This is a genomic window from Pseudomonas sp. GL93, assembly GCF_003408955.1.
Lineage (GTDB): Bacteria > Pseudomonadota > Gammaproteobacteria > Pseudomonadales > Pseudomonadaceae > Aquipseudomonas > Aquipseudomonas paracarnis.
Genome location: NZ_NKRF01000017.1, coordinates 1 through 23,013, shown reverse-complemented (window position 1 = coordinate 23,013; position 23,013 = coordinate 1). Strand labels below are relative to the sequence as shown.

Here is a 23,013-nt window from a genome sequence, read left to right as displayed (position 1 = left end):
GTTATTCCTCAAGCTCGTACATATAAATCTTCTGAGCGTCCATCTGGTAACCAGCGTCCGCCAATTCGCTGGACGATGGCTTGACCTGCATCGCGCCCTCGATCCAGTACGGTTGATACAGCTCATCGAGCTTCACCCCCACCTCGCTTTTCACATGCACAATCTGGTTCGACGGCGGTGGCGGCACATGGATGCAGGCGCCGAAATACGGCACCAGCAAAAACTCCGTGGTGCGACCTTCTTCGCTGACTTCCAGGGGCACGATATACCCCGGCAGGCGAATGTGCTGGCCGTCCAGGCTCTGTACCACCGGCGCGTTGGGCATGTCCTGCTTGGCTGCGGGCTCGGCCTCGACGGACAAGGCATCGGCCATGTTCGACAGGTCGTGCAGCGGCTTCATATTGGGCACTTCAGGTGGCGCATCCGGCGGGATCATCTCCTGCCAGGACAAATCCTTGGGCTGTTCATCCGCCCAGGCAGGCACGGCCATCAACAACAACAGGGTAAACAGGGCACGACGCATCGAAGCCTTCCTCATAAACGGATGGACAGGCCATCGGCCAAAGATTGGCGGTAGGCGCGCCACGCGGGCACGCTGCCCATCAACAGGGCGGCTGCCAGGATACCGGCGAGCAACGTCCATTCATATTCGCTCGGCCACGACATCGGCAGGTCCAGGCCGTAGTTGGCCTGCAAATAACCGCGCGAGGCGGCGATGCACAGGTACAGCAAACCCAGGCCTGCCACCACGCCGGACAAGGCCAGGGCGAAGGCTTCGAAGATCAGCAGCGTTGCGATGTGCCAAGGCCGCGCGCCCACCGACCGCAAGATCGCCATCTCGCGGCGACGCTCGTTAAGGCTGGTGAGGATTGCCGTGAGCATGCCGATCAAACCGGTCAGCACCACGAACAGCGAGATCACGAACAAGGCTTTTTCGGCGGTGCCCATCATGCTCCACAGTTCTTGCAACGCCACGCCTGGCAGGATCGCCAGCATTGGCTCGCCACGAAATTCATTGATCTCTCTTTGCAAGGCAAAGGTGGAAATCTTGTTGTTCAGGCCGAGCATGAACGCAGTGATGGCTTGCGGCGCCAGGTCCATATTGCGCGCCTGGTCGGCACTGATGCGGCCTTTGCCCTGGGCCGGCACGCCGTTGTGCCAGTCGATATGGATCGCTTCCATGCCGCCGAGGCTGATATGCAACGTGCGGTCCACTGGCGTGCCGGTGCGCTTGAGAATGCCGACTACCGTGAACGGTTTGTCGTCATGCTTGACCAGGCTGACCACTGCCACGCCATGGGCCAACACCAGCTTGTCGCCGAGTTTGTAATGCAGGGCGTCGGCCACTTCGGCGCCGAGCACCACTTCGAACGGGTCGGTGGCGAAGGTGCGGCCGCTGGCCAGCTCGAGGTTTTGCTTGCGCCCGTACTGGTAGTGTTCGAAGTAGGATTCGTTGGTGCCCATCACCCGGTAGCCGCGATGGGAGTCGCCGAGGGAGATCGGGATCGCCCATTTCACTTGAGGGCTGGCGGCGAAGTGCTCGTAGCTGTCCCAACGGATGTTGTTGGTGGCGTTGCCAATGCGGAACACCGAATACAGCAGCAGGTTGACCGAGCCGGAACGGGCGCCGACGATCAGGTCGGTACCGCTGATGGTGCTGGCGAAACTGTTACGCGCCTCGACGCGCACACGCTCCACCGCGAGCAGCAAGCAGACGGAAAGCGCGATGGCAAACGCGGTGAGGATCGCGGTGAAGCGGCGGTTAGCCAGGCTGGCCATGGCTAGACGGAACAGATACATCTCAAACCTCTGCGGGCATGGCGGCGCGATTGAGTTCGGCCAGCGACAGGTTGCGGTCGAACAGCGACGCCAGGCTCTGGTCATGGCTGACAAACAACAGGCTGGCGCCCGCTTCGCGGCATTCTGCGAACAGCAACTGCAGGAAGGCTTCGCGGGCGTCGTAGTCCAGGGCCGAGGTGGGTTCGTCGGCGATCACCAGTTCTGGCTGGCCGATCAGCGCTCGGGCAGCGGCCACCCGTTGTTGCTGGCCGATGGACAGCGAATCGGCACGGCGTTCCAGCAGGCTCGGGTCCTTCAAACCCAGGTGCGCGAGCAAGGTCGCGGCGGCCTGGTCGACACTGCCGTGGCGCTGTTTGGCCCGTTGCGCGCGCAGCTTGGAAAAGTGGCAAGGCAGTTCGACGTTTTCGCGTACCGACAGAAACGGCAGCAAGTTGAACTGCTGGAAGATATAGCCGGTGTGGTCCACACGGAAACGGTCACGAGCGCCGGCCGAGAGTTCGGTCAACTCCTGGCCGAGCAGGCGGATGCTGCCTTGGCTGGGTTTCTGCACGCCTCCCAACAGCCCGAGCAAAGTGGTCTTGCCACTGCCGCTCGGGCCCTTGAGAAACAGGGTTTCCCCGGGTTCCAGGCGGAACGCGGGAATGTCCAGCAACTGCGGGTGACCGGGCCAGTGGAAGCCCAGGTCGGACAGTTCGATTAACGCTTGAGTCATGGGAAGTCAGTGTCGCCTGGTAGTCGAAAATGGCGCAGATCCACTGTGGGAGCTGGCTTGCCTGCGATGGCATCGCTACGGTGTGCCTGCTGCACCGCGTCGCCTGTATCGCAGGCAAGCCAGCTCCCACAGGGACTGTGCTTTCAAGTCAGAACTTCAGGGTGGCGGCGGTTGCCGTCGCGTCAACACCTTGCTGACCGCTCGGGCCGATCAGTTGTACCTGAATTTTCTTGGTGGCGGGGAAGGTCTTGAACACTTGGCTCAAGTCTAGGTTGCCCAGGGCCGCCGGCGTGGCGCAGGTGAACTGGTAATGGGCGTGGATTTCACTGTGGTCGTGATCATGCTTGTGGGCGGCGGCGCCTTTGCCGTCGGTGGCGTGGTCATCGTCGTCATGCTCGGCCTCCGGTTTGTCGCCGAACAACGGGCTGTTGAGTTCCTGGCTGCTGACCACGCAACCTGCGGCTTTGGGCAGGTTGAACAGTGCCGATGGATTTTCCAGCTGTTTGCGCACGGCGGCGACCTTGGCTTTGTCGGCGTCGCTGGTGGCTGCATGTTCGAAACCCACCAGGTTCATGGCCGGGCTGTCCAGTTCCAGCTCCAGGGCCTGGCCGTCCAGTACGGCATTCAGGCGCCCGACGCCATGTTCATGGGCGCCGAGGCTGCCGTGTTCGTGGTCATGGTCTTCGTGAGCATGAGCGACAGCCAGTGGCAGCAGGGCAAACGGCAAAGCAAGCAGCAAACGGCGCATGAGAGGGCTCCAGGATGAAAGTTTTGTTATGTGATCTTATAACAATTGATCCGAGAGTTTGACCGCCCGCTTGGTGTTGCGCAAGCTGCATGGGAGCATGCCCGTCAGAAAAAATGCAGGAGTAAGGACGATGTTGCGAATTCGTGGAACCATCGGCGATCTGCCGGTGGACTTGACCCTGGAGCTGGACGACGGCGATTGGGCGCGATTGGGCGCCCAACTGCAGACCGCCCCAACGCCCAGCGCACCGGCTGCGGCGCCGGTCAAACAGAACGAAGACCTGTGGCAGAACGCCCAGGATTTGCTGCGCAAGGCCGGGCAACTCAATGGCCTGGAATTGCTCGACCAACTCGAAGGCTTGGCTGGCGATGCCGGGGCGGGCAAGCGCCTGCTGGTGCGCCTGCGCCACAGCGCGAGCGTGAAGGTGGCCAGCGGCGGCGACACACCGCTCTACACATGGGTTGGCCCTTTGTAGGAGCGAGCTCGCTCGCGAAAAACGTCAACGATAATGCGGGCATCCTGAATTAACGCGGTGCCTTTGGGTTTTTCGCGAGCAAGCTCGCTCCTACCAGGGTTGGGTTAGTACAGCGCGGCAAACAACTTGCGGCGGTACACCGTGACCCGGGGGTGATCATTGCCCAGCAATTCGAACACCTGCAGCAAGGTCTTGTGGGGCAGGCCTTCGCTGTAGCTGCGGTTGCGGATAAACAACTTGAGCAAACCTTCCAGCGCCGCGTCGTATTGCTGGCGCGCCAGTTGCTGGATCGCCAACTGATAGGCCGCTTCGTCGTCCTGGGGGTTTTGCGCCAGGCGGCTTTTCAGCTCGGCAGCGTCCGGCAAGTCCGCAGCCTGGCGCAGGAAGGTGATTTGCGCCTTGGCCCCGGCCAGGGCGGCCTTGTGCTCGTCGCTCTTGACCGCGTCGAGCACGGCCTGGGCTTCACCCAGCTCACCGCGCTCAGCCAGGCAACGTGCATACAGAATCAAGGCTGCGGCGTTGGTATTGTCCTCGCCCAACAACTGCACCAGCAGCGCTTCGGCCTCGCTGATACGCCCTTCGCTGAACAGCGCCTGAGCTTGCTCCAACGGGTCCGCCGCAGCCGGTGGCGGCATCTGCACGTGGGGCTCGAGCATCGCCCGTACCGCCGACTCCGGCTGTGCACCGGCAAAACCGTCTACTGGTTGGCCATCCTTGAACAGCACCACCGTCGGCAGGCTTTGAATACCAAAACGCGCCACGATGTCCTGTTCGGCTTCGCAGTCGATCTTGGCCAGCAGCAACTCACCCTGATAACTCTCGGCAATCTTCGCCAGCATTGGCATCAGTGCTTTGCAGGGGGCGCACCATTCGGCCCAGAAATCGACCAATACAGGCTTTTCGAAGGAGTTCTGGATAACGGCCTGATCGAAGTTGGCGGTGGTGACGTCGAAGATGTACGGCGTGGGCTCACTCATGGGGCGTCTCGAATAAAGCGGGAATGGGGGCAACTATAAGGGCTGGCGAGGTTGGCTGAAAGCATCGTGGTAGCTCCCATCTTGAAATGCATTCCCCTGTGGGAGCGGGCTTGCCCGCGATGGCCTCAAGCGCGCCGCGAATGGTACAGGCTCACCTTGCGAAACTCCCAAGGCTCGGCCAGGTCCGGCAGGGTCAGGGCCTCAAGGATCTCCAGCCGCGTGTAATCCGGATGCTGGAAATCCCGTACCCGCGAATCCGCCACCAGCGCTTCGCGGCCGCGGGTGAGGAACTGATCCAGCAACGGCAGGTTGGCGCGGTCGTAGAGCACGTCGGCCACCAGGATCAGGTCGAAGCGGTCGGCTTCGGCAAAAAAGTCTGCCGAATAACTCAGCGCCACCTGGTTGAGCTCGGCATTCGCACGGCAAGCGGCCAAGGCCAGTGGGTCCAGGTCGCAGGCCACCACCTCCAGGGCACCAGCTTTGACGGCGGCGATCCCGGCTACGCCCGAACCTGCGCCGAAATCCAGCACGCGTTTGCCGGCGACCCACTCGGGATGCGCTGCCAGGTAACGCGCCAACGCCAGGCCGCTGGCCCAGCAAAAACTCCAGTAGGGCGGCTCATGCAGGATGCGCCGGGTTTCTTCCTGGCTGAAGGCGCGGTCCATGTTGTCGGCGTCCAGCAGCCACAACGACAACGCGGTGCCCGGCAACGGGCAGGGCACCAATTGCGCATCGCCAATCAACGCGCTCAAGGCGTGTTGCAGGCCCAGCGGTGGCGTCATGGCGCCTTGACGAGTTGCAGGGGGCCGGTGCTCTGGGTGATCGCCTGGGTGACGCGCACGGCAGGCAGATGCAGGATCAGCTGGCCGGACTGGCTGGCGCGACCGCGCAATTCAACACGGGCACCGGCCGGGAAGGCTTCAGGGTTGAAGCGCAGACGGAAGGCCAAGGGCTTGCCGTTGCCGCTCAGTACGCTGCTGGCGAGCAGTTGCTGCGGGCGCGAACGGTCGTCGATGACCAAGAGCGCCATCTCGACTTCGGCACCGGCCGGCACGTTGGTCAGGCTGCCGCTGATTTCGCGCTGATAGGCGGGCAGGGGGCCGAGGTCTTCAATGCCTGGGACTTTTTTCTCTTGCGCGGGGGTTGGTTGAGGCGCGGCCGGCTTGGGGGCTTCGCTGCTGCAGGCGACCAGAAAACTGAACAGGCTGAGTAGAACGAGTGGTCGTAACTGCATGTACGGCTCCAGAAAGGACAAAATCCGTGGCTTAAAAAATATCAAACATATAAGCCTGCCTATATACCGTAAAGGCTATGGCTTGTCTTGCCACAGGGATGCGCTACCATGGCCCTCCCATTTTTTGTTGCCTGCCAACCATGCACTGTCCCTTCTGCGGTGCCAACGACACCAAGGTCATCGACTCGCGTCTGGTCGCCGAGGGCGACCAAGTGCGTCGCCGGCGCGAATGCCTGGCCTGTGGTGAACGTTTCACCACCTTCGAAACCGCCGAACTGGTGCTGCCGCGTCTGATCAAGTCCGACGGCAGCCGCCAGCCTTTCGACGAAGAAAAACTGCGCGCCGGTATGCAGCGCGCCCTGGAAAAACGCCCGGTGAGTGTCGAGCGCCTGGAAGCGGCGCTGGTGCATATCAAGCACAAGCTGCGGGCGACCGGCGAGCGCGAGGTCAAGAGCCTGGTGGTCGGTGAGCTGGTGATGGGCGAGCTGCAAAAGCTCGACGAAGTCGCCTATATCCGTTTTGCCTCGGTGTATCGACGCTTCCAGGACCTCAATGAGTTCCGCGAAGAGATCGACCGCCTGGCCCGTGAGCCCTCCAAACAATGACCTCTGAACAGGCTGTGCTCGACGCCCATTACATGGCCCGCGCCCTCGAATTGGCGCGCAAGGGCCTGTACACCACGCACCCCAACCCGCGGGTTGGCTGCGTGATAGTGCGTGACGGGCAGATTGTCGGCGAAGGCTGGCATGAGCGTACCGGCGAGCCCAATGCCGAGCCCAATGCCCTGCGCGCCGCTGGCGACAAGGCCCGTGGCGCGACGGTGTACGTGACCCTTGAACCGTGCAGCCATCATGGCCGTACACCGCCCTGTGCCGATGCGCTGGTGACAGCCGGTGTCGCGCGGGTGGTAGCCGGCATGCAGGACCCGAACCCCGAAGTGGCTGGCCGAGGCATGCAACGCCTGGCCCAGGCCGGTATCGAGGTTCGTAGTGGTGTGCTGGAAACCGAAGCGCGGGCGCTTAACCCGGGTTTCCTCAAGCGCATGGAGCACGGCTTGCCGTTTGTGCGGGTCAAGTTGGCGATGAGTCTGGACGGCCGCACGGCGATGGCCAGCGGCGAAAGCCAATGGATCACCGGCCCCGCTGCCCGTGCTGCGGTACAACGCTTGCGCGCCGAGGCCAGTGTGGTGTTGACCGGTGCCGACACGGTACTGGCCGACGGTGCCCGCTTGACCGTACGCGCTGCCGAACTGGGCCTGGACGACGCAACCACCGCCCTGGCCGTGTCGCCCCCGCCGCTGCGCGTGCTGATCGATGGCCGCCTGCGGGTGCCGCTCAACGCGCCGTTCTTCAAGGCCGGCCCGGCATTGGTCATCACCTGCGTCACCGCGCAGAACCAGTTCCCCCGTGGCCCTGAGTGCCTGGTGGTACCGGGCGTGGACGGCCAGGTTGACCTGCGCTCGGCATTGGTCGCCCTGGCTGCCCGTGGCGTCAACGACGTGCTGGTGGAAGCGGGCCCAAGCCTGGCCGGTGCGTTTGCCCAACAAGGGCTGGTGGATGAATACGTGATATTCATCGCTTGCAAGTTCCTCGGCTCCGCTGCCCGCCCGTTGCTGGACTGGCCGCTTGAGAAACTCGCCGACGCGCCCCAACTCAAGATCACTGACATGCGCGCTGTAGGCGACGACTGGCGAGTCACTGCCATTCCGGTCCCGACAGCGAGCGTATAATTCCCGGCCTGCGCTTAAGCGTCAGCCCCTCGTTTTCAGGAGTACGAAATGTTCACCGGCATTATCGAATCCATCGGCAGCATCCGTGCAATGACCCACAAAGGCGGCGATGTCCGCCTGCTGGTTGAAACCGGCAAGCTGGACCTCGGCGACGTCAAGCTGGGCGACAGCATTGCCGTCAGCGGCGTGTGCCTGACCGTCATCGAGCTGCCAGGCAACGGCTTTGCCGCCGATGTCAGCCGGGAAACCCTGGACTGCACCGCGATGAACGATCTTGCGGCCGGCAGCCCGGTGAACCTGGAAAAAGCCCTGACGCCGACCACCCGCCTGGGCGGTCACCTGGTCAGCGGCCACGTCGACGGCGTCGGCGAAGTGGTGGCCCGCAGCGAAAACGCCCGCGCCGTGGAATTCCGTATCCGCGCGCCCAAAGAGCTGGCCAAGTACATCGCCCACAAAGGCTCGATCACAGTCGATGGCACCAGCCTGACCGTGAACGCCGTGAATGGCGCCGAATTTGAACTGACCATCATTCCCCACACCCTCAGCGAAACCATCATGGCCTCGTACCAGCCGGGCCGCCGGGTGAACCTGGAAGTGGACTTGCTTGCCCGTTACCTGGAGCGCCTGTTGCTGGGCGAAAAGGCCGCAGAGCCTGCATCAGGCAACATCACCGAAAGTTTTCTGGCCGCTAACGGCTACCTGAAATCCTGACCAAGGGGGTGCCGCGTGGCGCTCAATAGCATCGAAGAACTGGTTGAAGACATCCGCCAAGGCAAGATGGTCATCCTCATGGATGACGAAGATCGCGAGAACGAAGGCGATATCATCATGGCCGCCGAAGCGTGCAAGCCTGAGCATATCAACTTCATGGCCAAGCACGCCCGTGGGCTGATCTGCATGCCCATGAGCCGCGAACGCTGTGAATTGCTCAAGCTGCCGTTGATGGCGCCGCGCAATGGCTCGGGTTTCGGCACCAAGTTCACCGTGTCGATTGAAGCCACCACGGGCGTCACCACCGGCATTTCCGCCGCAGACCGAGCCCGCACCGTGCAAGCCGCCGCCGCGAAAGACGCCAAGGCCGAAGATATCGTCAGCCCCGGCCACATCTTCCCGCTGATGGCCCAGCCGGGCGGTACCCTGGCCCGTGCCGGCCACACCGAAGCCGCCTGCGATTTGGCGCGCATGGCCGGTTTCGAGCCAAGCGGGGTGATCTGCGAAGTGATGAATGACGATGGCACGATGGCCCGTCGTACTGAACTCGAAGCCTTTGCCGCCGAGCACAACCTCAAGATCGGCACCATCGCCGACCTGATTCACTACCGCATGATCCACGAACGTACCGTTCAGCGGATTGCCGAGCAGCCACTGGACAGTGAACTGGGCCAATTCAATTTGGTGACCTACCGTGATTCAGTGGAAGGCGACGTGCACATGGCCCTGACCCTCGGCAACATTTGCGCAGAAGAGCCGACCCTGGTACGCGTACACAACATGGACCCACTGCGTGACCTGTTGATGGTCAAGCAGCCGGGCCGCTGGAGCCTGCGCGCCGCTATGGCTGCGGTTTCCGAGGCGGGGAGCGGGGTGGGGCTGTTGCTCGGTCACCCGCTCGATGGTGACGTGTTGCTGGCGCACATCCGCGAAACCGCCGACGCCGTGCCGGTGAAAAAACCGACCACCTACAGCATCGTCGGTGCCGGTTCGCAGATCCTGCGCGACCTGGGCGTGCGCAAAATGCGCCTGATGAGCGCACCGATGAAGTTTAATGCGATATCCGGATTCGACCTGGAAGTTGTAGAATACGTGCCCTCCGAATAAAGGCCGGCGATTTTTGCCCCTTGTTCGCGGTTAAATCATCACTAAGGGACGCACTTTTCGCGTCCCGGCTCTTTAAGAGATTTGTCGAATGACCCTGAAGACCATCGAAGGTACCTTCATCGCCCCCAAAGGCCGCTATGCCCTGGTGGTTGGCCGCTTCAACAGCTTCGTGGTTGAAAGCCTGGTAAGCGGTGCCGTTGACGCCCTGGTTCGCCACGGTGTGAGCGAGAGCGATATCACCCTTATCCGTGCGCCTGGCGCCTTCGAAATTCCACTGGTTGCGCAAAAAGTTGCTCAGCAGGGTGAATACGCGGCGATCATCGCCCTGGGCGCAGTGATCCGTGGCGGTACCCCGCACTTCGAATACGTGGCCGGCGAATGCACCAAGGGCCTGGCCCAGGTGTCCATGGAGTTCGGCGTGCCAGTCGCTTTCGGCGTACTGACCGTGGATTCCATCGAGCAAGCCATCGAGCGTTCCGGCACCAAGGCCGGTAACAAAGGCGCCGAAGCTGCCTTGTCCGCCCTGGAAATGGTCAGCCTGCTGTCGCAGTTGGAGGCCAAGTGATTTCCGACGAAAGCGATCGTTTCAACCCGCGCGAGCCTCGCCCTGCGGACGCCGGCAAGCCTTCCAAGAACGAAAAGCGTCGCGCTGCTCGTCAACTGGCCACCCAGGCGCTGTACCAGCGTCACCTGGCAGGTGCTTCGCTGAACGAGATCGAAGCGCAGTTTCGCGTTGACAACGATTTCACCTTCGCCGATCTGCCGTACTTCCACGACATCCTGCACGGCGTGCATGCCAACCTGACCGAGATCGACACAGCCCTGGCGCCATGCCTGGACCTGACCATCGAAGAACTCGACCCGGTTGAGCTGTGCGTGATGCGCCTGTCCACCTGGGAGCTGCTCAAGCGCGTTGACGTGCCGTACCGCGTCGTGATCAACGAGGGCATCGAACTGGCGAAAGTCTACGGTTCGACCGACGGCCACAAGTTCGTCAACGGCGTGCTCGACAAACTGGCCCCGCGCCTGCGTGAAGCCGAAGTGAAGGAACACAAGCGCTAATCTGCGCTTGATTCCTCAATGGGTGAGTTTGAGCTGATCCGCACATACTTCGCCGCCGCGCCCTGTGCGCAAGGTGGCGAAGGCATTGCCCTGGGGATCGGCGACGACTGCGCCTTGCTGGCGCTTCCCGCCGGGGAGCAACTGGCAGTCTCCACCGATACGCTGGTGGCAGGTGTGCATTTTGCCGACCCCTGTGACCCGTTCCTGCTCGGCCAGCGCTCGCTGGCCGTGGCGGTGAGCGACCTGGCCGCCATGGGCGCCCACCCCCTCGCCTTTACCCTTGCCCTGACCACGCTGAGCGTCGAAGCCGATTGGCTGCAACGCTATGCCCAAGGCTTGAACGCCATGGCGCAAAGCTGCGGCGTAGGCTTGGTGGGCGGCGATACCACCCGTGGGCCGCTGAGCCTGACCCTGACCGTGTTCGGCCGTGTGCCGGCTGGCCAGGCCTTGACGCGCAGCGGTGCACAGCCGGGCGACCTGCTGTGTGTGGGTGGCGAGTTAGGCAATGCCGCTGGCGCCTTGCCGCTGGTAGTGGGGCAACGCACGGCTGACGCAGCCATCGCCGAGCCGCTGCTGGCGCATTACTGGTCGCCGCAACCGCAGCTGGCCCTGGGGCTGGCGCTGCGCGGCAAGGCGACAGCGGCCATGGATATCTCTGATGGGCTGTTGGCCGACTGTGGGCATATCGCCAAGGCGTCAGCCGTGCGCCTGGTGGTTGAGCGCCAGCGGTTGCCGTTGTCCGAGGCCTTGCTGGCGTTTGTTGGTGAAGACCAGGCTCACGTGGCGGCGCTGAGCGGGGGCGACGACTATGTGCTGGCGTTCACCTTGCCGCCGTCCGAGTTGGCGCCGTTGCAGGCGGATGGCTGGCCGGTGCATGTGGTCGGCCGGGTCGAAGCGGGGCAGGGCGTGACGCTGCTCGACGTCAACGGCCAGGACATCACCCCGGCTGTGCGCGGCTACCAGCATTTTCGCCAGACGCCCTAAGCCGGCGGTCTGCGCTACCCTTTATACGATTATCCCGAGAAAGAGGCCGTGACTATGGCTGCATGCCGCTGGCTGCTGATCGTGCTGTGTACCTTCGCTTCCCTGGCCCAGGCGGACACTCCCATGCCCGGCAAAATCGTGCTGGCCAGTGAAGAGTGGAACGACTACACCAACAAAGATGGCAGCGGCCTGGCCTGGGACCTGTTGCGCCAAGTCTTTGAACCGGCTGGCATCACCGTGCACATCCGCAGCGTACCCTACACCCGCTCGGTCGGCCTGGCCCAGCGTGGTGAAGTGGATGGTTGTCTCGGCACCTATCGCGATGAGGCCAGCGGTGTGCTGTACCCGCGCAGGAACTTCGACGCCGATCATGTCTACGCCCTCGGGTTGGCCACTACGCCGACACCGACCCTGGCGACCTTGGGCAACTACCGCCTGGCCTGGGTGCGCGGCTATAAATACGAGGAATACCTGCCCACCGTGCGCCGCTTCAACCAGATCGAACGGCGCGACGGGATCTTGCCAATGCTGCAACACGGTCGCGCCGATTTTTATATCGACGCCCTCACCGAAGCCAAGTACGTGCTCAGTCAGGCGCAAGACCCAGCACTGTTCAAGCTCACCCATATCGCTGAACTGCCGCTCTACGTAGCCTTTGCCGATAACGAGCGCGGCAGGGCATTGATGACCGTGTATGACCAGCGTCTGGCCAGCCTGATCAAGACCGGTGAGCTGAAGGCAATTTTCGACCGTTGGAAACAGCCCTACCCCTTCTAGGAGCGAGCTTGCTCGCGAAAAACCCATAGACGCCGCGTTGATTCAGAATATCCGCGTCATCGTTGACCACTTTCGCGAGCAAGCTCGCTCCTACATAGAATCAATCCAAAGGCCAATCGAACCTATTGATCTTTATCAGCGATAATTCAGCTTAAGCGTCTGTAGGAACGTGCTGTTACAATGCCCGCCTCTGTGAAATCTGAAATCAGGAGCACACGGTGCCCGTCGTTTTCGTCGCCGCTTCCAAGCTGCCTACCCCTTTTGCCACGTTCACCATGAACGGCTTTCTTGAAGAAGCCACCGGGCGCGAGCACGTTGTGCTCAGCCTCGGCGACATCACCGATGGTGCGCCGGTGCTGGGGCGTGTGCATTCCGAGTGCCTGACCGGCGATGCGCTGTTCAGCCAGCGCTGTGACTGCGGCTCGCAACTGGAGGCTGCACTGCAAGCCATCGCCCGTGAAGGCCGTGGCGTGTTGCTGTACTTGCGTCAGGAAGGCCGGGGCATTGGCCTGTTGAACAAGATTCGTGCCTACGAGCTGCAAGACGGCGGCGCCGACACCGTCGAGGCCAACGAGCGCCTGGGCTTTGCTGCCGACCAGCGCGACTACGCCATCTGCCTGCCGATGCTCGAGCACCTGGGGGTCAAATCCCTGCGTCTGATGACCAACAACCCGCGCAAGGTCAAAGCCTTGACCGAGATGGGCATCACCGTGGCCGAGCGCGTGCCGTTGCACACCGGGCACAACCCGCACAACAAACTCTACCTGGCCACCAAAGCCAGCAAGCTCGACCACATGATGGGCAACGAGCACCAGGGCGAGGTCGACCGCGCGTGACCCGTGGCCAGGTGAAACGGCGACTGTCCTTCAACTGGTGGCAGTACCTGGCGCTGGCATTGCTGCCCTTGTTCGTGATCAACCTGCTGTTTGGCCGTGCTGAATCCTTGTTGCCCGTATTGGCCATGCCGTTCTTCATCGCTGGCGTGGCCTCAATGTTTCTCAGCCTGCGTTATTTTCATGCCTATAAACACGCGCTGATCGCCACGTCTAAAGCCCTGGATACCGCCGAAGAACCGGCAGCCTGGATCACCCTGGCGGCGCGTCGGCGCACGGCCTTGCTGGTTGCAGCATTACCGGCCTGGATTGGCGCGCTGGCGGTGTTCGTCGGCCTGGAGGCGGTGCCGTTGTTTCTGTTGGCACTGTCGACGCTGGTGCTGTTCTACCTCTATCGCATACCGCGTCAGTTGGGATGAGGCGCTACTGGCTGGCGCTGCTACTGGTATTCAGTGCCCAGGCGTTGGCGGTCGAACGCGTCGTCAGCCTGGCGCCGTCACTCTCAGAAATCGTGCTTGAGCTGGGTGCCGAGGACTTGTTGGTCGGCGTGCTTGACGGTGGTGACCGCCCGGCGGCGTTGGCGAAGGTGCCCTCGGTCGGGCACTACGGCCAGTTGGACATGGAGCGCCTGCTCAGCCTCAAGCCCGACCTGATCCTGCTCTGGCCTGGCAGCGTCGGCCCGGCCCAGCGCGAGCAGCTCCAGCGGTTGAATATCCCGGTGTACGTCGCCGAACCCCACAGCCTTGAACAACTGACCGCCCAGGTGCAGGCCATTGCCGAGCAATTGGGCCGCGCTGAGGCCGGGCACCAGCTCGCGGCACAATTGCGCCAGCGCTTGGCCGAGTTGCGCCAGCGCTACCAGCGGGCTGAGCCGCTGCGGGTGTTCTACCAAGTGTGGAACCAGCCGCTGTACACCGTGGGCGGTGGGCAGATCATCAGCGATGCCCTCAGTGTGTGCGGGGCGCGCAATGTGTTTGATGACCTGAAGTTGCCGGCGCCGCAGGTGAATATCGAGTCGGTGCTGGCGCGTGATCCCGAGGTGATCCTGGTGGGGGATCAGGCTCAGAGGGAGGCCTGGAAGGCATGGCCGGCGATGGCTGCTCGGGTGCGGTTAGTGCCGGACAAGGGCCTGGAGCGGCCCAGCGGGCAGATGTTGGAGGCGGTGGGGCGGTTGTGCCAGGTGATTGCGCCGAACCTGTGACAACGCTATCGCAGGCAAGCCAGCTCCCACAATTGAAATGCATTCCCCTGTGGGAGCTGGCTTGCCTGCGATGACGCCGGTTCAGGTTACTTAGATCTCAGGGGTCCACGTCACCCCAACCATCCACACCCGACCTTCTTCACGATAATTCTGGCTTTCCCCGAGGTAGCTGTACTTCGCCCGTGCATAAGACTTGTCCAGCACGTTATCCACCTTCAGCGACAACGACACCTCCCGGTTCAACGCCCAACTACTGCGCAGCCCCAACAAGGCATAACCGCCCATACGGTTGCGGTTGGCTTCATCGTCGTAGCTGCTGCTGATCGCTTGCCAGCTGGCGCCGAGACCGAGTTGATCAAATTGCCGGTCCAGATCCAGGTTCACTGTTCGCCGTGCGCGACGTGCCAGGGTGTGGCCGCTGTCACGGTCACGCGGGTCGATAAGCGACAGGCCCAGGTTGCTCTGCCAGCCAAACAGTTCCTGCTTGAGCGCCGCTTCAAAGCCGTTGATCCGCGCCGACGCCACGTTTTGCGGCTTGCCGGCGTCAAGGATGATCGCGTCGCTCAGGTCGGTGCGATACAGCGAGGCTTCCAGACGTGCGCTGTCGGTCAGCTGGCTGCGCCATTGCAGCTCGTAGCTCTTTGATGTCTCGGGCTGCAGGTTTGGGTTGCTGTACTGCGTGTCGGGGTAATAGAGGTCGTTGAAGGTCGGCGCGCGAAAGCCTTCGCTATAGCTCAAGAGCAGGTCATTGTCAGGGTTGACCGGCACAGTCAGGGTGCCGCTCCAACTGCTCTGGCCGCCGAACTGCTGGTTCTGGTCGCGGCGCAGGCCCAGCTCGGTGGAAAACCATTGGCTATGGAAGCGGTGCTGCACGAAGGCCGCCCGGTTCCAGCGGCCGTTTTCGGTAAAGGTGGTGGAACCGTGGAAACGGTCTTCGTACCAGTCGCCGCCGACGATCAGGCTGTTTTGCTCATTCAGGCTCAGGTCGTTTTGCCAGTTGACCGAGTCGCGGTAGGTATTGAACGCGCTGAAGTCATCGCTGAGGGTGTCACGCTTGGTGTCGCGGTTTTCGCTGTGGCCCAGCTCCAGGCGCGACTGCCAGCTGTCATTGAGCTTGGCATCGAGATAGCCGCTGGCGCTGCTCACGGTGTAGTCGGTGTAGGGTTTCTGGCCGACGCTCTGCCCGGTGGCGCCGTCGTAGCGGCCATAACTGTTGTCGTACTCCGACTTGCCACGGTTATCCAACAGGTTGAAACCCACCTCCAGCTCATCGCTGAACGAATGGCTGAGGTTCAGGCTGATGGACTGATTGCGGTAGGCATCATGGTCGCCGTCACTGGGAAACGACGCGTGGCTCGCGTTGATACCGGCAGTTTCATCCAGGCTCGCGCCCAGGTTGAAACGCGTGTGTTCATCGCCGCCCGACAGGCCCAGGCTGCGCTCCCAGGTCTGGTTGCTGCCAAAGCCCAGCTTCAAGCGCGGCTGCAAGCCTTGCTCGGCATTGCGCCGGGTAAACACCTGAATCACCCCGCCAATCGCATCACTGCCGTAGATCACCGAGCGTGAACCGCGCAGCACTTCCACCCGTTCAATCTGATCGACGTTGAGGTATTGCAAGCCGCTGTCGCCGGAGGTGGTGTTGGCGATGCGTTGGCCGTCCACCAGCACCAGGCTCTGCGCCGACTTGGTGCCGCGAATGAAAATCCCCGGCAAACTGCCACGCCCACCGGTTGGCGCAACTTGCACGCCCGGCACGCGGCTGAGCAGGTCGGTGACGCTGGTGGGTTGCAGGCGGTCGATGTCGGCACGGGTGAAGACGGTGTTGGCGGCGCTGCTGTCATTACGCGCCTGCACTTGGCGGTTGGCGCTGATGACCACGTCGGAGAGCTTCAGAGCCTGGTCGCGGGTGTCGGCGAGCAGGTCAGCGCAGGGCAGAAGCAGCAGGGCAAGGCACAGGCGTTTCATGGGCTGTCCATAGCATTCGAAGGTCATGCAAAACCATTGTGGGAGCTGGCTTGCCTGCGATAGCGGTGTATCTGACACATTGTTAGCGAATGTGCCGCCGTCATCGCAGGCAAGCCAGCTCCCACATGTGGGGATGGTTATAGATTCAAGAGCGCCAGGCGCTCGCGAACAGACGCCTCGATACCCGCCTCATCCAACCCGCATTCAGCCAGCATCTGCGCCGGCTTGGCGTGTTCGACGTACACATCCGGCAAGCCCAGGTGCAGCACCGATTTGAGGATGTTCTCCCGCGCCAGGAACTCGCTGACCGCCGCACCCGCGCCGCCCATGATGGCGTTTTCTTCGACGGTCACCAGCAGTTCATGGCCAGCAGTGATCTCGCGCACCAACGCTTCATCCAGTGGCTTGACGAACCGCATGTCGACCACGGTGGCGTCGATCTTCTCAGCGACTTTCAAGGCTTCGGCCAGTTGCACGCCAAATACCAGGAATGCAGTTTTGCTGCCTTGGCGACGCACGATGCCTTTACCGATTTCAATCGGCTCCAGGTCTTTTTCGATCACGGCGTTCGGGCCGGTGCCGCGCGGGTACCGAACGGCTGCCGGGCCGTTGTACAGGTGGCCGGTGCTGAGCATCTTGCGCAGTTCGTTCTCGTCGCTCGGGGTCATCACCAGCATGCCGGGGATGCAGCGCAGGTACGACAGGTCGAAACTGCCGGCATGGGTCGGGCCGTCTTCGCCTACCAGGCCGGCGCGATCGATGGCGAACAGCACATCGAGGTTCTGCACCGCCACATCGTGAACCAGCTGGTCATAACCGCGTTGCAGGAAGGTGGAGTAGATCGCCACTACCGGCTTGGCGCCTTCGCAGGCCATGCCGGCCGCGAAGGTCACGGCATGTTGCTCGGCAATCGCCACGTCGAAGTAACGCAGCGGGAAACGCTCGCTGAACGCCACCAGATCGGAGCCTTCCTTCATCGCCGGGGTAACACCCACCAGACGCGGGTCGGCGGCGGCCATGTCGCATAGCCATTCGCCAAACACACCGGAATACTTCGGCCCGCTGGCCTTTTTCGGCGCGGCGGCGGGGGCATCGAGGGGTTCGAGCTTGGTGATCGCGTGGTAACCAATCGGGTCGACTTCCGCCGGAGCGAAACCTTTGCCTTTTTTGGTGACGATATGCAGGAACTGCGGGCCCTTGAGGTCGCGCATGTTGCGCAACGTCGCGATCAGGGTGGGAAGGTCGTGGCCGTCGATAGGGCCAATGTAGTTCCAGCCCAACTCTTCGAACAAGGTGCCGGGTACCAGCATGCCCTTGGCATATTCTTCGGTGCGACGCGCGATTTCCCACGCACCAGGCAGACGCGACAGTACTTTCTTGCTGCCTTCGCGCATGCTGGCGTAGGTACGGCTGGAGAGGATCTTCGCCAGGTAATTGGACAGGCCACCGACATTGCGTGAAATCGACATGTCGTTGTCGTTGAGGATCACCAACATGTTGGCGTCCACTTCCGGCGCATGGTTCAGCGCTTCGAAGGCCATGCCGGCGGTCAGCGCGCCATCCCCAATCACCGCAATCGCCTTGCGCTCACTGCCTTGCAGGCGGGCGGCAATGGCCATGCCCAGCGCTGCACTGATGGACGTACTGGAGTGGCCGACGCCAAAGGTGTCGTACTCGCTCTCGGCACGGCGCGGGAAGGCGGCCAGGCCGTCCTTCTGGCGCAGGCTGGCCATGCGCTCGCGACGGCCGGTGAGGATTTTATGCGGATACGCCTGGTGGCCCACGTCCCACACGAGCCGGTCGTCCGGGGTGTCGAACACGTAATGCAAGGCGATGGTCAGCTCGATCACGCCCAGCCCGGCGCCAAAATGCCCACCGGTCTGGCCGACCGTGTAGAGCAATTCCAGGCGCAACTCATCGGCCAGGGTTTCCAGCTCGGCTTCACCCAGTCGACGCAGGCCGTCCGGCGTGGCAGCACGGTCGAGCAGGGGCGTAGACGGGCGTTTGCGGGGAATCTCTTGAAACGTCGTGGGCATCAGGCGAATCGTTATAGGTATAGAAGAGGCGGCAGTTTACCTCAAGCCGTGCAAACTGCCCACGCAGAGGGCCGAACTTGGCCCATATGCGGCGCAAATGGCCGCGGCTGTCAGTGGCGACGTTCGACGATATACCGCGCCAGGTCACGCAGTGGCTCGGCCGCCGCGTCGAAAGGTCGCAGGGCGTCCAGGGCCTGGTCACGCAGCTCGATGGCATACGCCTTGGCGGCTTCCAGCCCCAACAATGCAGGATAAGTCGGCTTGTCCCGTGCGATATCGGCGCCTTGGCGTTTGCCGAGGGTGGCGGTGTCACTTTCCACGTCGAGAATATCGTCTTGCACTTGGAAGGCCAGGCCGATAGCGCGGGAATAGGTCTGCAGGGCCGCCAATTGCTCCGCGCCGGCGCGGCCACTGGCCAGGGCGCCCAACTGCACGGCGGCTTCAATCAGGGCACCGGTCTTGTGGCGATGCATGTGTTCCAGGGCTTTTTGATCGAGCTTGAGACTAACCGAGCCCATGTCGATGGCCTGCCCGCCGACCATTCCAGCCGGGCCCGCGGCGTGGGCCAGGGCGGTGACCATGCGCAGGCGGATCTCGGCGTTGACGCTGCTCAAACGCGGGTCCAGCAATGCGCTGAACGCCAGGCTCTGCAAGCCATCGCCCGCCAGGATCGCATACGCCTCGTCGAAGGCTTTGTGGGTGGTGGGCTGGCCGCGCCGCAGATCGTCGTCGTCCATGGCTGGCAAATCGTCATGCACCAGGGAATAAGCGTGTATCAGCTCCACCGCACACGCCGCGCCATTGGCCTCGGCCGCCGGCGCGCCCAGGGCTTCGCAGGCCGCATAGGCCAGCAACGGGCGCACCCGCTTGCCACCATTCATCACGCTATAGCGCATGGCTGCATAGAGGCGCGTCATTTCCGGGCTTGGCGCAACAAACAGGGGCTCCAGCGCGGCATTCACCCGGGCTTGGCTACTGGCCTGATATGCGCTGATCATTCCGGCTGTTCCGCATCGAAAGGTTCTTCGGCCAACTCCCCGTCACGCTCCAGCAACACTTGGACCTTCTGCTCCGCCTGCGCCAGCGCGCTCTGACAGTCGCGGGTCAGGCCGATGCCTTGCTCAAACGCCGTCAACGAGTCTTCCAGCGACAACTCGCCGTTCTCCAGACGCTCGACCAAGGCTTGCAGGTCGGCGAGGGATTGTTCGAAATCGAGTGCAACTTTTTTGCGGGCCATGGCGGCAATTCCGGTAGACGGTAAACCGGCGCGACACTAGCAGACATGGGGGATTGGGGCAAATGAGTGGGGGTTACTCGTAAGGGGTATTGACGTGATAACGCGTACTGCGGCCGCCCCCGGGGAGGCGCACCAGGCAGTTTTTCTCCAGCAGGTCTGCCAGGTGCCGCGTCGCAGTCGCCTTGGACACTTTGGCCTCCGCTTGGTATTGCGCGGCGCTGATGCCCTGTTCGACGCCCCGCTCACCACCATCGAGCAGGCGATTGAGTACCTTGACCTGCTCGACCGAGAGCGAGACGGCACGGTGCTGCTGCCAAAACCGGCTCTTGGCCAGTACCCTGTCAATCCGTGTCATCGCCTGCTGCAGGCTGCGCAACAGGGTTTTAAGGAACCATTCCAACCAGTCGGTGATATCCAAAGTGGCCTTCTGACTGGACTCCAAGGCGGTGTAGTAACCGGCCCGATCTTCAAGGATGCTGGCCGACATGGCGTAAAAGCGAATGGCGTGGTGTTCACCCTGAGCCAAGGCCAAGTCAGTGATGGCGCGCGCCAGGCGACCATTGCCATCATCGAAAGGATGCAAGGTGATGAACCAGAAGTGCGCAACACCTGCGCGAACCAATGGATCCAGTTCAGGTTGATTGCGACTGGTTTCGAACCACTCCAGGAAATCATCCACAGCGTGCTCCAGGCCCTGACGTGGCGGCGCCTCGAAGTGCACGGTCGGTCGATCAAGCCTGCCCGACACCACCTGCATCGGTTCATTGCCCCTCAACGCGCCGACGCTGAGCTCGCGTGTGGCAAAGCCTGCCTCTGGCGTTGGGAACAACAAATGGTGCCAATTCATCAACCGCGCAAGGGTGAACGGCTGCGCATAGTGTTCGGTGGCATCCATCATCAGGTCGGCCAGCCCTTCACTGCGGCGGCTGACCTGACCGTCTTTCGTGGCCTCCAAGCCCATCCGTCGCGCCAGGGAGGAGCGCACCGAACCGACGTTCAATTGCTCACCCTCGATGGCCGAAGAGGTCAAAATATTTTGCAGCAGCGTATCCAATTCATTCTGCGCGCTGACTGCCTGGCTGACAGAACCCAGCATTCCCAATAGCTTGCCTTGGGCCTGCCCACACTCGCGCAGCAAGGCCGCCAGCCGCCCAGGCTGCCAGTGAAAGTGAGGCCAGTCGGTGTGTTGCCAGATCCAGTTCGGATGATCCATGGGGAGGGCCTAGGTGCGTGAGCCAAATAGAGGAGCTATTCGGCTCATTTTGTGAGCCGATTGTGTGACGAATTCGGCTCATGGTCTAGGGGTGACCCGCTTATCAAGGAGTATGCGGCGCAGTGGTTGAAGTCGTGCTCAGACGTTTGTTGGGTATAGATGAATGGTATTTACTCTCAACTCTACTAAATCGAGTTCCTGTCTTATTGGTTTATCGAGCTCAATAAGGATTATTGAGTCGCCAAGCTTTAATGCGGCACAACTATCGTCTCCATCTTGAATGAGTTTGCCAATTATGGAATGTGTGTCATTGGTAAAGGTGATCTGTGGTGTATTTTCAATCGACGGCATGATGTTTTTTTGCCAAGAAAATACTTCGTCCAGCTCGAACTCTACGTCTAGATCTTCACCAATTTCTGGTGCGGGATCGCTCCATAAAGCCACACCGTCTCCGAAGGGTGAGTTGAATCTCACACGTAGGATGTCTTGGTCAGAAACCACGTAGGTTACTCTTATCTTCATTTGGCTTTGGGTGCTGTATTTTATAATTGATTTAATATGCCTAAGTTTTCAAACAACAAGAGCTAGCGGTTTGGATATTCTAAAATTTTGCAAAGTCAACATCACCCTCAAATGAAATGCAAGCAATCCAGTCTAGCGGTTTTTGAAGTATGTACGTATGTTGGGGGGTTGTCGAAAAAAATTGTAGTGCATGCATAAGTCCGGAGGTCGTAATTGAATATGCATTGTCGGTTGCATCGCCGATGAAAATTACATTCCGCTCGGTAGTGGATTTTATTTTTTTCTCTAATTTCTCTAGCGTGACTTGCGAAGAGGATGGGCCGATATAAGTTTTCTCCTTAAAAAAACTCCAAGCTATTTGGCTTCCTGAAAAAGGGATGGTCTCATTTGTTAACTCAACAATTAAATCGTGTTCGGCTTCTGACAGAATGCTGAATTTGACGCTCATTTTCTTGAGGTCGTTGATTATTTCGTCGTCAAGGTAGCTCATTTCTTTGCGAACCTCTTGGTGAGCTGAAGCACAGTTTTTGACGTGCCTTCAAAAGTGTAATGAGGACCGTTCTTTCTGTGGGTCCATACATTAATATGAGCGCCATGCCTTTCGTCGTATTCAATACGATAACCAGTTCTCGCGTCAGCTGTTTGCATCCCGATGGGCTGACCTTTACGTTCACCGAATTTTCCTACTTTTGGTTTTTCCGCCCGAAAGTCGTTTTCCAGTAACCATTCAAGGGCTTTGTTCAGCGCTTGCTCATAGGTTGCGGAATGAGTTGAACTCCCTACCTTTGGAGTTTCTTCTTCATGTTTATGAGAAGCTTGGCCTTTTTGTCCTGGGCAATTGCCACGAGTGCACGCTAATCCTAGCGGATCCACCCACCCCGTAGGATTGGGCACGTACTGATACCCATTGATCCCACCCGCCAACTTCACCGGATCCAGCGTGAGGTAACGACCAATGTCCGGATTGTAGTAGCGATGGCGGTTGTAGTGCAGCCCGCTTTCTTGGTCGAAATACTGTCCTTGGAAACGCAGCGGATTTTCGATTTTGCCTACGTCGAGGCGGGCGATCTGGCCGTAGGCGCGGTAGTGGGCGGACCAGACGATTTCGCCGTCTGGGGCGGTGAGTTCTTGTGGGGTACCGAGGTGGTCGAGTTGGTAGTGGTAGGGCTTGGTGTCCTTTGGACCATAGCCTTCCAGCAGCGCCAATGGGCGGAAGCTGTCCGGTTCGTAGATGTAGCTGCGATGACAGTCCGCATGGTGTTCGGCAATCAGCTTGTCGCCTTGCCAGAAAAACTCCGTGGTTTTGTCATCTACGGTTTTGCTGATGCGCCGCCCAAACGTGTCATAGCGATAACTGGCGGTTTCGCCGTTCGGTTTTGTGACGCCGATCAGTCGATGCAGGCAGTCGTAGCGGTATTCGGTGACGAGTTGATGACCCTTGCCTCGCCGTTCGCGGATCAGGTTTCCGAAGGCGTCGTAGTCGTAATGGCGGTCGCCCTGGATCACCAGGCGGTTGGCCGCGACAATGTCTGGGCCAGGGCGGTCTTGCATGAGCAAGTTTCCCGCCGGGTTATGGCCGAAGCGTTCCTGCACGTCTTGGGAGTGATCGGCGCGGGTCAGGCGGGCGAGGGGGTCGTAGTGGTAGCGGTGTTCGCCTTTGCGGGTGTCGAGCAGGCGGGTGAGGTTGCCG

General features: G+C 61.2%; 27 protein-coding genes. 12 read left to right on the top strand and 15 right to left on the bottom strand.

Features of this window, described 5'->3' with window-relative positions; genetic code table 11:
- Nucleotide 1: 1 nt before the first annotated feature.
- The 4 genes from CER19_RS04225 to CER19_RS04210 all read right to left on the bottom strand — a co-directional run bounded on the left by CER19_RS04225 (nt 2) and on the right by CER19_RS04210 (nt 3,260).
- Nucleotides 2-523, bottom strand: coding sequence for a DUF3299 domain-containing protein (locus CER19_RS04225; RefSeq protein WP_116665517.1), 522 nt, complete (start codon nt 521-523; stop codon nt 2-4).
- Nucleotides 524-534: 11 nt separating this feature from the next.
- Nucleotides 535-1,800, bottom strand: a complete 1,266-nt coding sequence (locus CER19_RS04220; protein ID WP_116665516.1) for an ABC transporter permease — start codon at nt 1,798-1,800, stop codon at nt 535-537.
- A 1-nt stretch (nt 1,801) separates the two neighbouring features.
- A complete protein-coding gene (locus CER19_RS04215) occupies nt 1,802-2,512 on the bottom strand; it encodes an ABC transporter ATP-binding protein (RefSeq protein WP_116665515.1) in 711 nt (236 codons plus the stop codon).
- Between the two features lie 148 nt (nt 2,513-2,660).
- Nucleotides 2,661-3,260, bottom strand: coding sequence for a DUF2796 domain-containing protein (locus tag CER19_RS04210; protein WP_116665514.1), 600 nt, complete (start codon nt 3,258-3,260; stop codon nt 2,661-2,663).
- 130 nt (nt 3,261-3,390) lie between these two features.
- Here CER19_RS04210 and CER19_RS04205 point away from each other — a divergent pair, with 130 nt between their 5' ends.
- Nucleotides 3,391-3,735: a hypothetical protein gene (locus tag CER19_RS04205; RefSeq protein WP_116665513.1), complete on the top strand. Its 345-nt coding sequence runs from the start codon at nt 3,391-3,393 to the stop codon at nt 3,733-3,735.
- Nucleotides 3,736-3,839: 104 nt separating this feature from the next.
- On the opposite strand, the gene trxA is transcribed toward CER19_RS04205, so the two are convergent.
- The 3 genes from trxA to CER19_RS04190 all read right to left on the bottom strand — a co-directional run bounded on the left by trxA (nt 3,840) and on the right by CER19_RS04190 (nt 5,946).
- The gene (gene trxA / locus CER19_RS04200) at nt 3,840-4,712 is read right to left on the bottom strand and encodes a thioredoxin (protein WP_116665512.1); all 873 of its coding nucleotides are present in this window, start codon (nt 4,710-4,712) and stop codon (nt 3,840-3,842) included.
- A 125-nt stretch (nt 4,713-4,837) separates the two neighbouring features.
- Nucleotides 4,838-5,494, bottom strand: coding sequence for a methyltransferase (locus tag CER19_RS04195; protein ID WP_116665511.1), 657 nt, complete (start codon nt 5,492-5,494; stop codon nt 4,838-4,840).
- Nucleotides 5,491-5,946: a YbaY family lipoprotein gene (locus tag CER19_RS04190; RefSeq protein ID WP_003194586.1), complete on the bottom strand. Its 456-nt coding sequence runs from the start codon at nt 5,944-5,946 to the stop codon at nt 5,491-5,493. The genes CER19_RS04195 and CER19_RS04190 overlap by 4 nt, the downstream gene beginning before the upstream one ends.
- 140 nt (nt 5,947-6,086) lie before the next feature.
- Here CER19_RS04190 and nrdR point away from each other — a divergent pair, with 140 nt between their 5' ends.
- The 11 genes from nrdR (at nt 6,087) to CER19_RS04135 (ending at nt 14,350) form a co-directional block, all read left to right on the top strand.
- The gene (gene nrdR / locus CER19_RS04185; RefSeq protein WP_019818855.1) at nt 6,087-6,551 is read left to right on the top strand and encodes a transcriptional regulator NrdR; all 465 of its coding nucleotides are present in this window, start codon (nt 6,087-6,089) and stop codon (nt 6,549-6,551) included.
- Nucleotides 6,548-7,675, top strand: coding sequence for a bifunctional diaminohydroxyphosphoribosylaminopyrimidine deaminase/5-amino-6-(5-phosphoribosylamino)uracil reductase RibD (ribD, locus tag CER19_RS04180; protein ID WP_116665510.1), 1,128 nt, complete (start codon nt 6,548-6,550; stop codon nt 7,673-7,675). The genes nrdR and ribD overlap by 4 nt, the downstream gene beginning before the upstream one ends.
- Nucleotides 7,676-7,723: 48 nt before the next feature.
- The gene (locus CER19_RS04175; protein ID WP_116665509.1) at nt 7,724-8,386 is read left to right on the top strand and encodes a riboflavin synthase; all 663 of its coding nucleotides are present in this window, start codon (nt 7,724-7,726) and stop codon (nt 8,384-8,386) included.
- A 15-nt stretch (nt 8,387-8,401) separates the two neighbouring features.
- On the top strand, nt 8,402-9,493 hold the full coding sequence (gene ribBA, locus CER19_RS04170) for a bifunctional 3,4-dihydroxy-2-butanone-4-phosphate synthase/GTP cyclohydrolase II (protein WP_116665508.1): 1,092 nt from the start codon (nt 8,402-8,404) through the stop codon (nt 9,491-9,493).
- Between the two features lie 88 nt (nt 9,494-9,581).
- On the top strand, nt 9,582-10,058 hold the full coding sequence (ribE, locus tag CER19_RS04165; RefSeq protein WP_003194576.1) for a 6,7-dimethyl-8-ribityllumazine synthase: 477 nt from the start codon (nt 9,582-9,584) through the stop codon (nt 10,056-10,058).
- Complete coding sequence (gene nusB / locus CER19_RS04160) at nt 10,055-10,555, top strand: transcription antitermination factor NusB (RefSeq protein WP_003194574.1); 501 nt, start codon at nt 10,055-10,057, stop codon at nt 10,553-10,555. The genes ribE and nusB overlap by 4 nt, the downstream gene beginning before the upstream one ends.
- Nucleotides 10,556-10,573: 18 nt before the next feature.
- The gene (thiL, locus tag CER19_RS04155) at nt 10,574-11,539 is read left to right on the top strand and encodes a thiamine-phosphate kinase (protein ID WP_116665507.1); all 966 of its coding nucleotides are present in this window, start codon (nt 10,574-10,576) and stop codon (nt 11,537-11,539) included.
- A gap of 54 nt (nt 11,540-11,593) precedes the next feature.
- Nucleotides 11,594-12,316: an ABC transporter substrate-binding protein gene (locus CER19_RS04150; RefSeq protein ID WP_116665506.1), complete on the top strand. Its 723-nt coding sequence runs from the start codon at nt 11,594-11,596 to the stop codon at nt 12,314-12,316.
- A gap of 218 nt (nt 12,317-12,534) precedes the next feature.
- A complete protein-coding gene (gene ribA / locus CER19_RS04145) occupies nt 12,535-13,152 on the top strand; it encodes a GTP cyclohydrolase II (RefSeq protein WP_005791841.1) in 618 nt (205 codons plus the stop codon).
- A complete protein-coding gene (locus CER19_RS04140; RefSeq protein WP_044269046.1) occupies nt 13,149-13,568 on the top strand; it encodes a hypothetical protein in 420 nt (139 codons plus the stop codon). Before ribA ends, CER19_RS04140 begins: the two co-directional genes overlap by 4 nt.
- A complete protein-coding gene (locus CER19_RS04135) occupies nt 13,565-14,350 on the top strand; it encodes a cobalamin-binding protein (protein WP_116665505.1) in 786 nt (261 codons plus the stop codon). The genes CER19_RS04140 and CER19_RS04135 overlap by 4 nt, the downstream gene beginning before the upstream one ends.
- A gap of 90 nt (nt 14,351-14,440) precedes the next feature.
- Here the strand turns inward: CER19_RS04135 and CER19_RS04130 are convergent, their stop codons facing one another.
- The 8 genes from CER19_RS04130 to CER19_RS04095 form a co-directional block, all read right to left on the bottom strand.
- Nucleotides 14,441-16,315, bottom strand: a complete 1,875-nt coding sequence (locus CER19_RS04130) for a TonB-dependent receptor domain-containing protein (RefSeq protein WP_116665504.1) — start codon at nt 16,313-16,315, stop codon at nt 14,441-14,443.
- A gap of 137 nt (nt 16,316-16,452) precedes the next feature.
- The gene (gene dxs / locus CER19_RS04125; RefSeq protein WP_116665503.1) at nt 16,453-18,351 is read right to left on the bottom strand and encodes a 1-deoxy-D-xylulose-5-phosphate synthase; all 1,899 of its coding nucleotides are present in this window, start codon (nt 18,349-18,351) and stop codon (nt 16,453-16,455) included.
- A gap of 110 nt (nt 18,352-18,461) precedes the next feature.
- Nucleotides 18,462-19,349 carry a (2E,6E)-farnesyl diphosphate synthase gene (gene ispA / locus CER19_RS04120; RefSeq protein ID WP_116665502.1) on the bottom strand — a complete coding sequence of 296 codons (888 nt, stop codon included), beginning with the start codon at nt 19,347-19,349 and terminating at the stop codon, nt 18,462-18,464.
- The gene (locus CER19_RS04115; protein WP_003194556.1) at nt 19,346-19,588 is read right to left on the bottom strand and encodes an exodeoxyribonuclease VII small subunit; all 243 of its coding nucleotides are present in this window, start codon (nt 19,586-19,588) and stop codon (nt 19,346-19,348) included. Before CER19_RS04115 ends, ispA begins: the two co-directional genes overlap by 4 nt.
- A 73-nt stretch (nt 19,589-19,661) precedes the next feature.
- Entirely contained in the window at nt 19,662-20,801 is a 1,140-nt protein-coding gene (locus CER19_RS04110) for a Fic family protein (protein WP_116665501.1), read from the bottom strand.
- A gap of 138 nt (nt 20,802-20,939) precedes the next feature.
- A complete protein-coding gene (locus tag CER19_RS04105; protein WP_116665500.1) occupies nt 20,940-21,302 on the bottom strand; it encodes a hypothetical protein in 363 nt (120 codons plus the stop codon).
- A gap of 100 nt (nt 21,303-21,402) precedes the next feature.
- Complete coding sequence (locus CER19_RS04100; RefSeq protein WP_116665499.1) at nt 21,403-21,813, bottom strand: hypothetical protein; 411 nt, start codon at nt 21,811-21,813, stop codon at nt 21,403-21,405.
- A partial coding sequence (locus CER19_RS04095; RefSeq protein WP_178088097.1) for an RHS repeat-associated core domain-containing protein occupies nt 21,810-23,013 on the bottom strand: 1,204 nt, incomplete at its 5' end. The genes CER19_RS04100 and CER19_RS04095, both read right to left, overlap by 4 nt.

Bases quoted from the DNA above. Each gene is read 5' to 3' on its own strand.
- thiL (WP_116665507.1), top strand. From the start codon at position 10,574: ATGGGTGAGTTTGAGCTGATCCGCACATACTTCGCCGCCGCGCCCTGT.
- CER19_RS04220 (WP_116665516.1), bottom strand. From the start codon at position 1,800: ATGTATCTGTTCCGTCTAGCCATGGCCAGCCTGGCTAACCGCCGCTTC.
- CER19_RS04135 (WP_116665505.1), top strand. From the start codon at position 13,565: ATGAGGCGCTACTGGCTGGCGCTGCTACTGGTATTCAGTGCCCAGGCG.
- CER19_RS04190 (WP_003194586.1), bottom strand. From the start codon at position 5,946: ATGCAGTTACGACCACTCGTTCTACTCAGCCTGTTCAGTTTTCTGGTC.
- CER19_RS04115 (WP_003194556.1), bottom strand. From the start codon at position 19,588: ATGGCCCGCAAAAAAGTTGCACTCGATTTCGAACAATCCCTCGCCGAC.
- CER19_RS04225 (WP_116665517.1), bottom strand. From the start codon at position 523: ATGCGTCGTGCCCTGTTTACCCTGTTGTTGTTGATGGCCGTGCCTGCC.
- dxs (WP_116665503.1), bottom strand. From the start codon at position 18,351: ATGCCCACGACGTTTCAAGAGATTCCCCGCAAACGCCCGTCTACGCCC.
- ribE (WP_003194576.1), top strand. From the start codon at position 9,582: ATGACCCTGAAGACCATCGAAGGTACCTTCATCGCCCCCAAAGGCCGC.
- CER19_RS04205 (WP_116665513.1), top strand. From the start codon at position 3,391: ATGTTGCGAATTCGTGGAACCATCGGCGATCTGCCGGTGGACTTGACC.
- CER19_RS04195 (WP_116665511.1), bottom strand. From the start codon at position 5,494: ATGACGCCACCGCTGGGCCTGCAACACGCCTTGAGCGCGTTGATTGGC.
- CER19_RS04110 (WP_116665501.1), bottom strand. From the start codon at position 20,801: ATGGATCATCCGAACTGGATCTGGCAACACACCGACTGGCCTCACTTT.
- CER19_RS04100 (WP_116665499.1), bottom strand. From the start codon at position 21,813: ATGAGCTACCTTGACGACGAAATAATCAACGACCTCAAGAAAATGAGC.
- CER19_RS04175 (WP_116665509.1), top strand. From the start codon at position 7,724: ATGTTCACCGGCATTATCGAATCCATCGGCAGCATCCGTGCAATGACC.
- ispA (WP_116665502.1), bottom strand. From the start codon at position 19,349: ATGATCAGCGCATATCAGGCCAGTAGCCAAGCCCGGGTGAATGCCGCG.
- ribD (WP_116665510.1), top strand. From the start codon at position 6,548: ATGACCTCTGAACAGGCTGTGCTCGACGCCCATTACATGGCCCGCGCC.
- CER19_RS04150 (WP_116665506.1), top strand. From the start codon at position 11,594: ATGGCTGCATGCCGCTGGCTGCTGATCGTGCTGTGTACCTTCGCTTCC.
- CER19_RS04210 (WP_116665514.1), bottom strand. From the start codon at position 3,260: ATGCGCCGTTTGCTGCTTGCTTTGCCGTTTGCCCTGCTGCCACTGGCT.
- trxA (WP_116665512.1), bottom strand. From the start codon at position 4,712: ATGAGTGAGCCCACGCCGTACATCTTCGACGTCACCACCGCCAACTTC.
- CER19_RS04130 (WP_116665504.1), bottom strand. From the start codon at position 16,315: ATGAAACGCCTGTGCCTTGCCCTGCTGCTTCTGCCCTGCGCTGACCTG.
- CER19_RS04215 (WP_116665515.1), bottom strand. From the start codon at position 2,512: ATGACTCAAGCGTTAATCGAACTGTCCGACCTGGGCTTCCACTGGCCC.
- nrdR (WP_019818855.1), top strand. From the start codon at position 6,087: ATGCACTGTCCCTTCTGCGGTGCCAACGACACCAAGGTCATCGACTCG.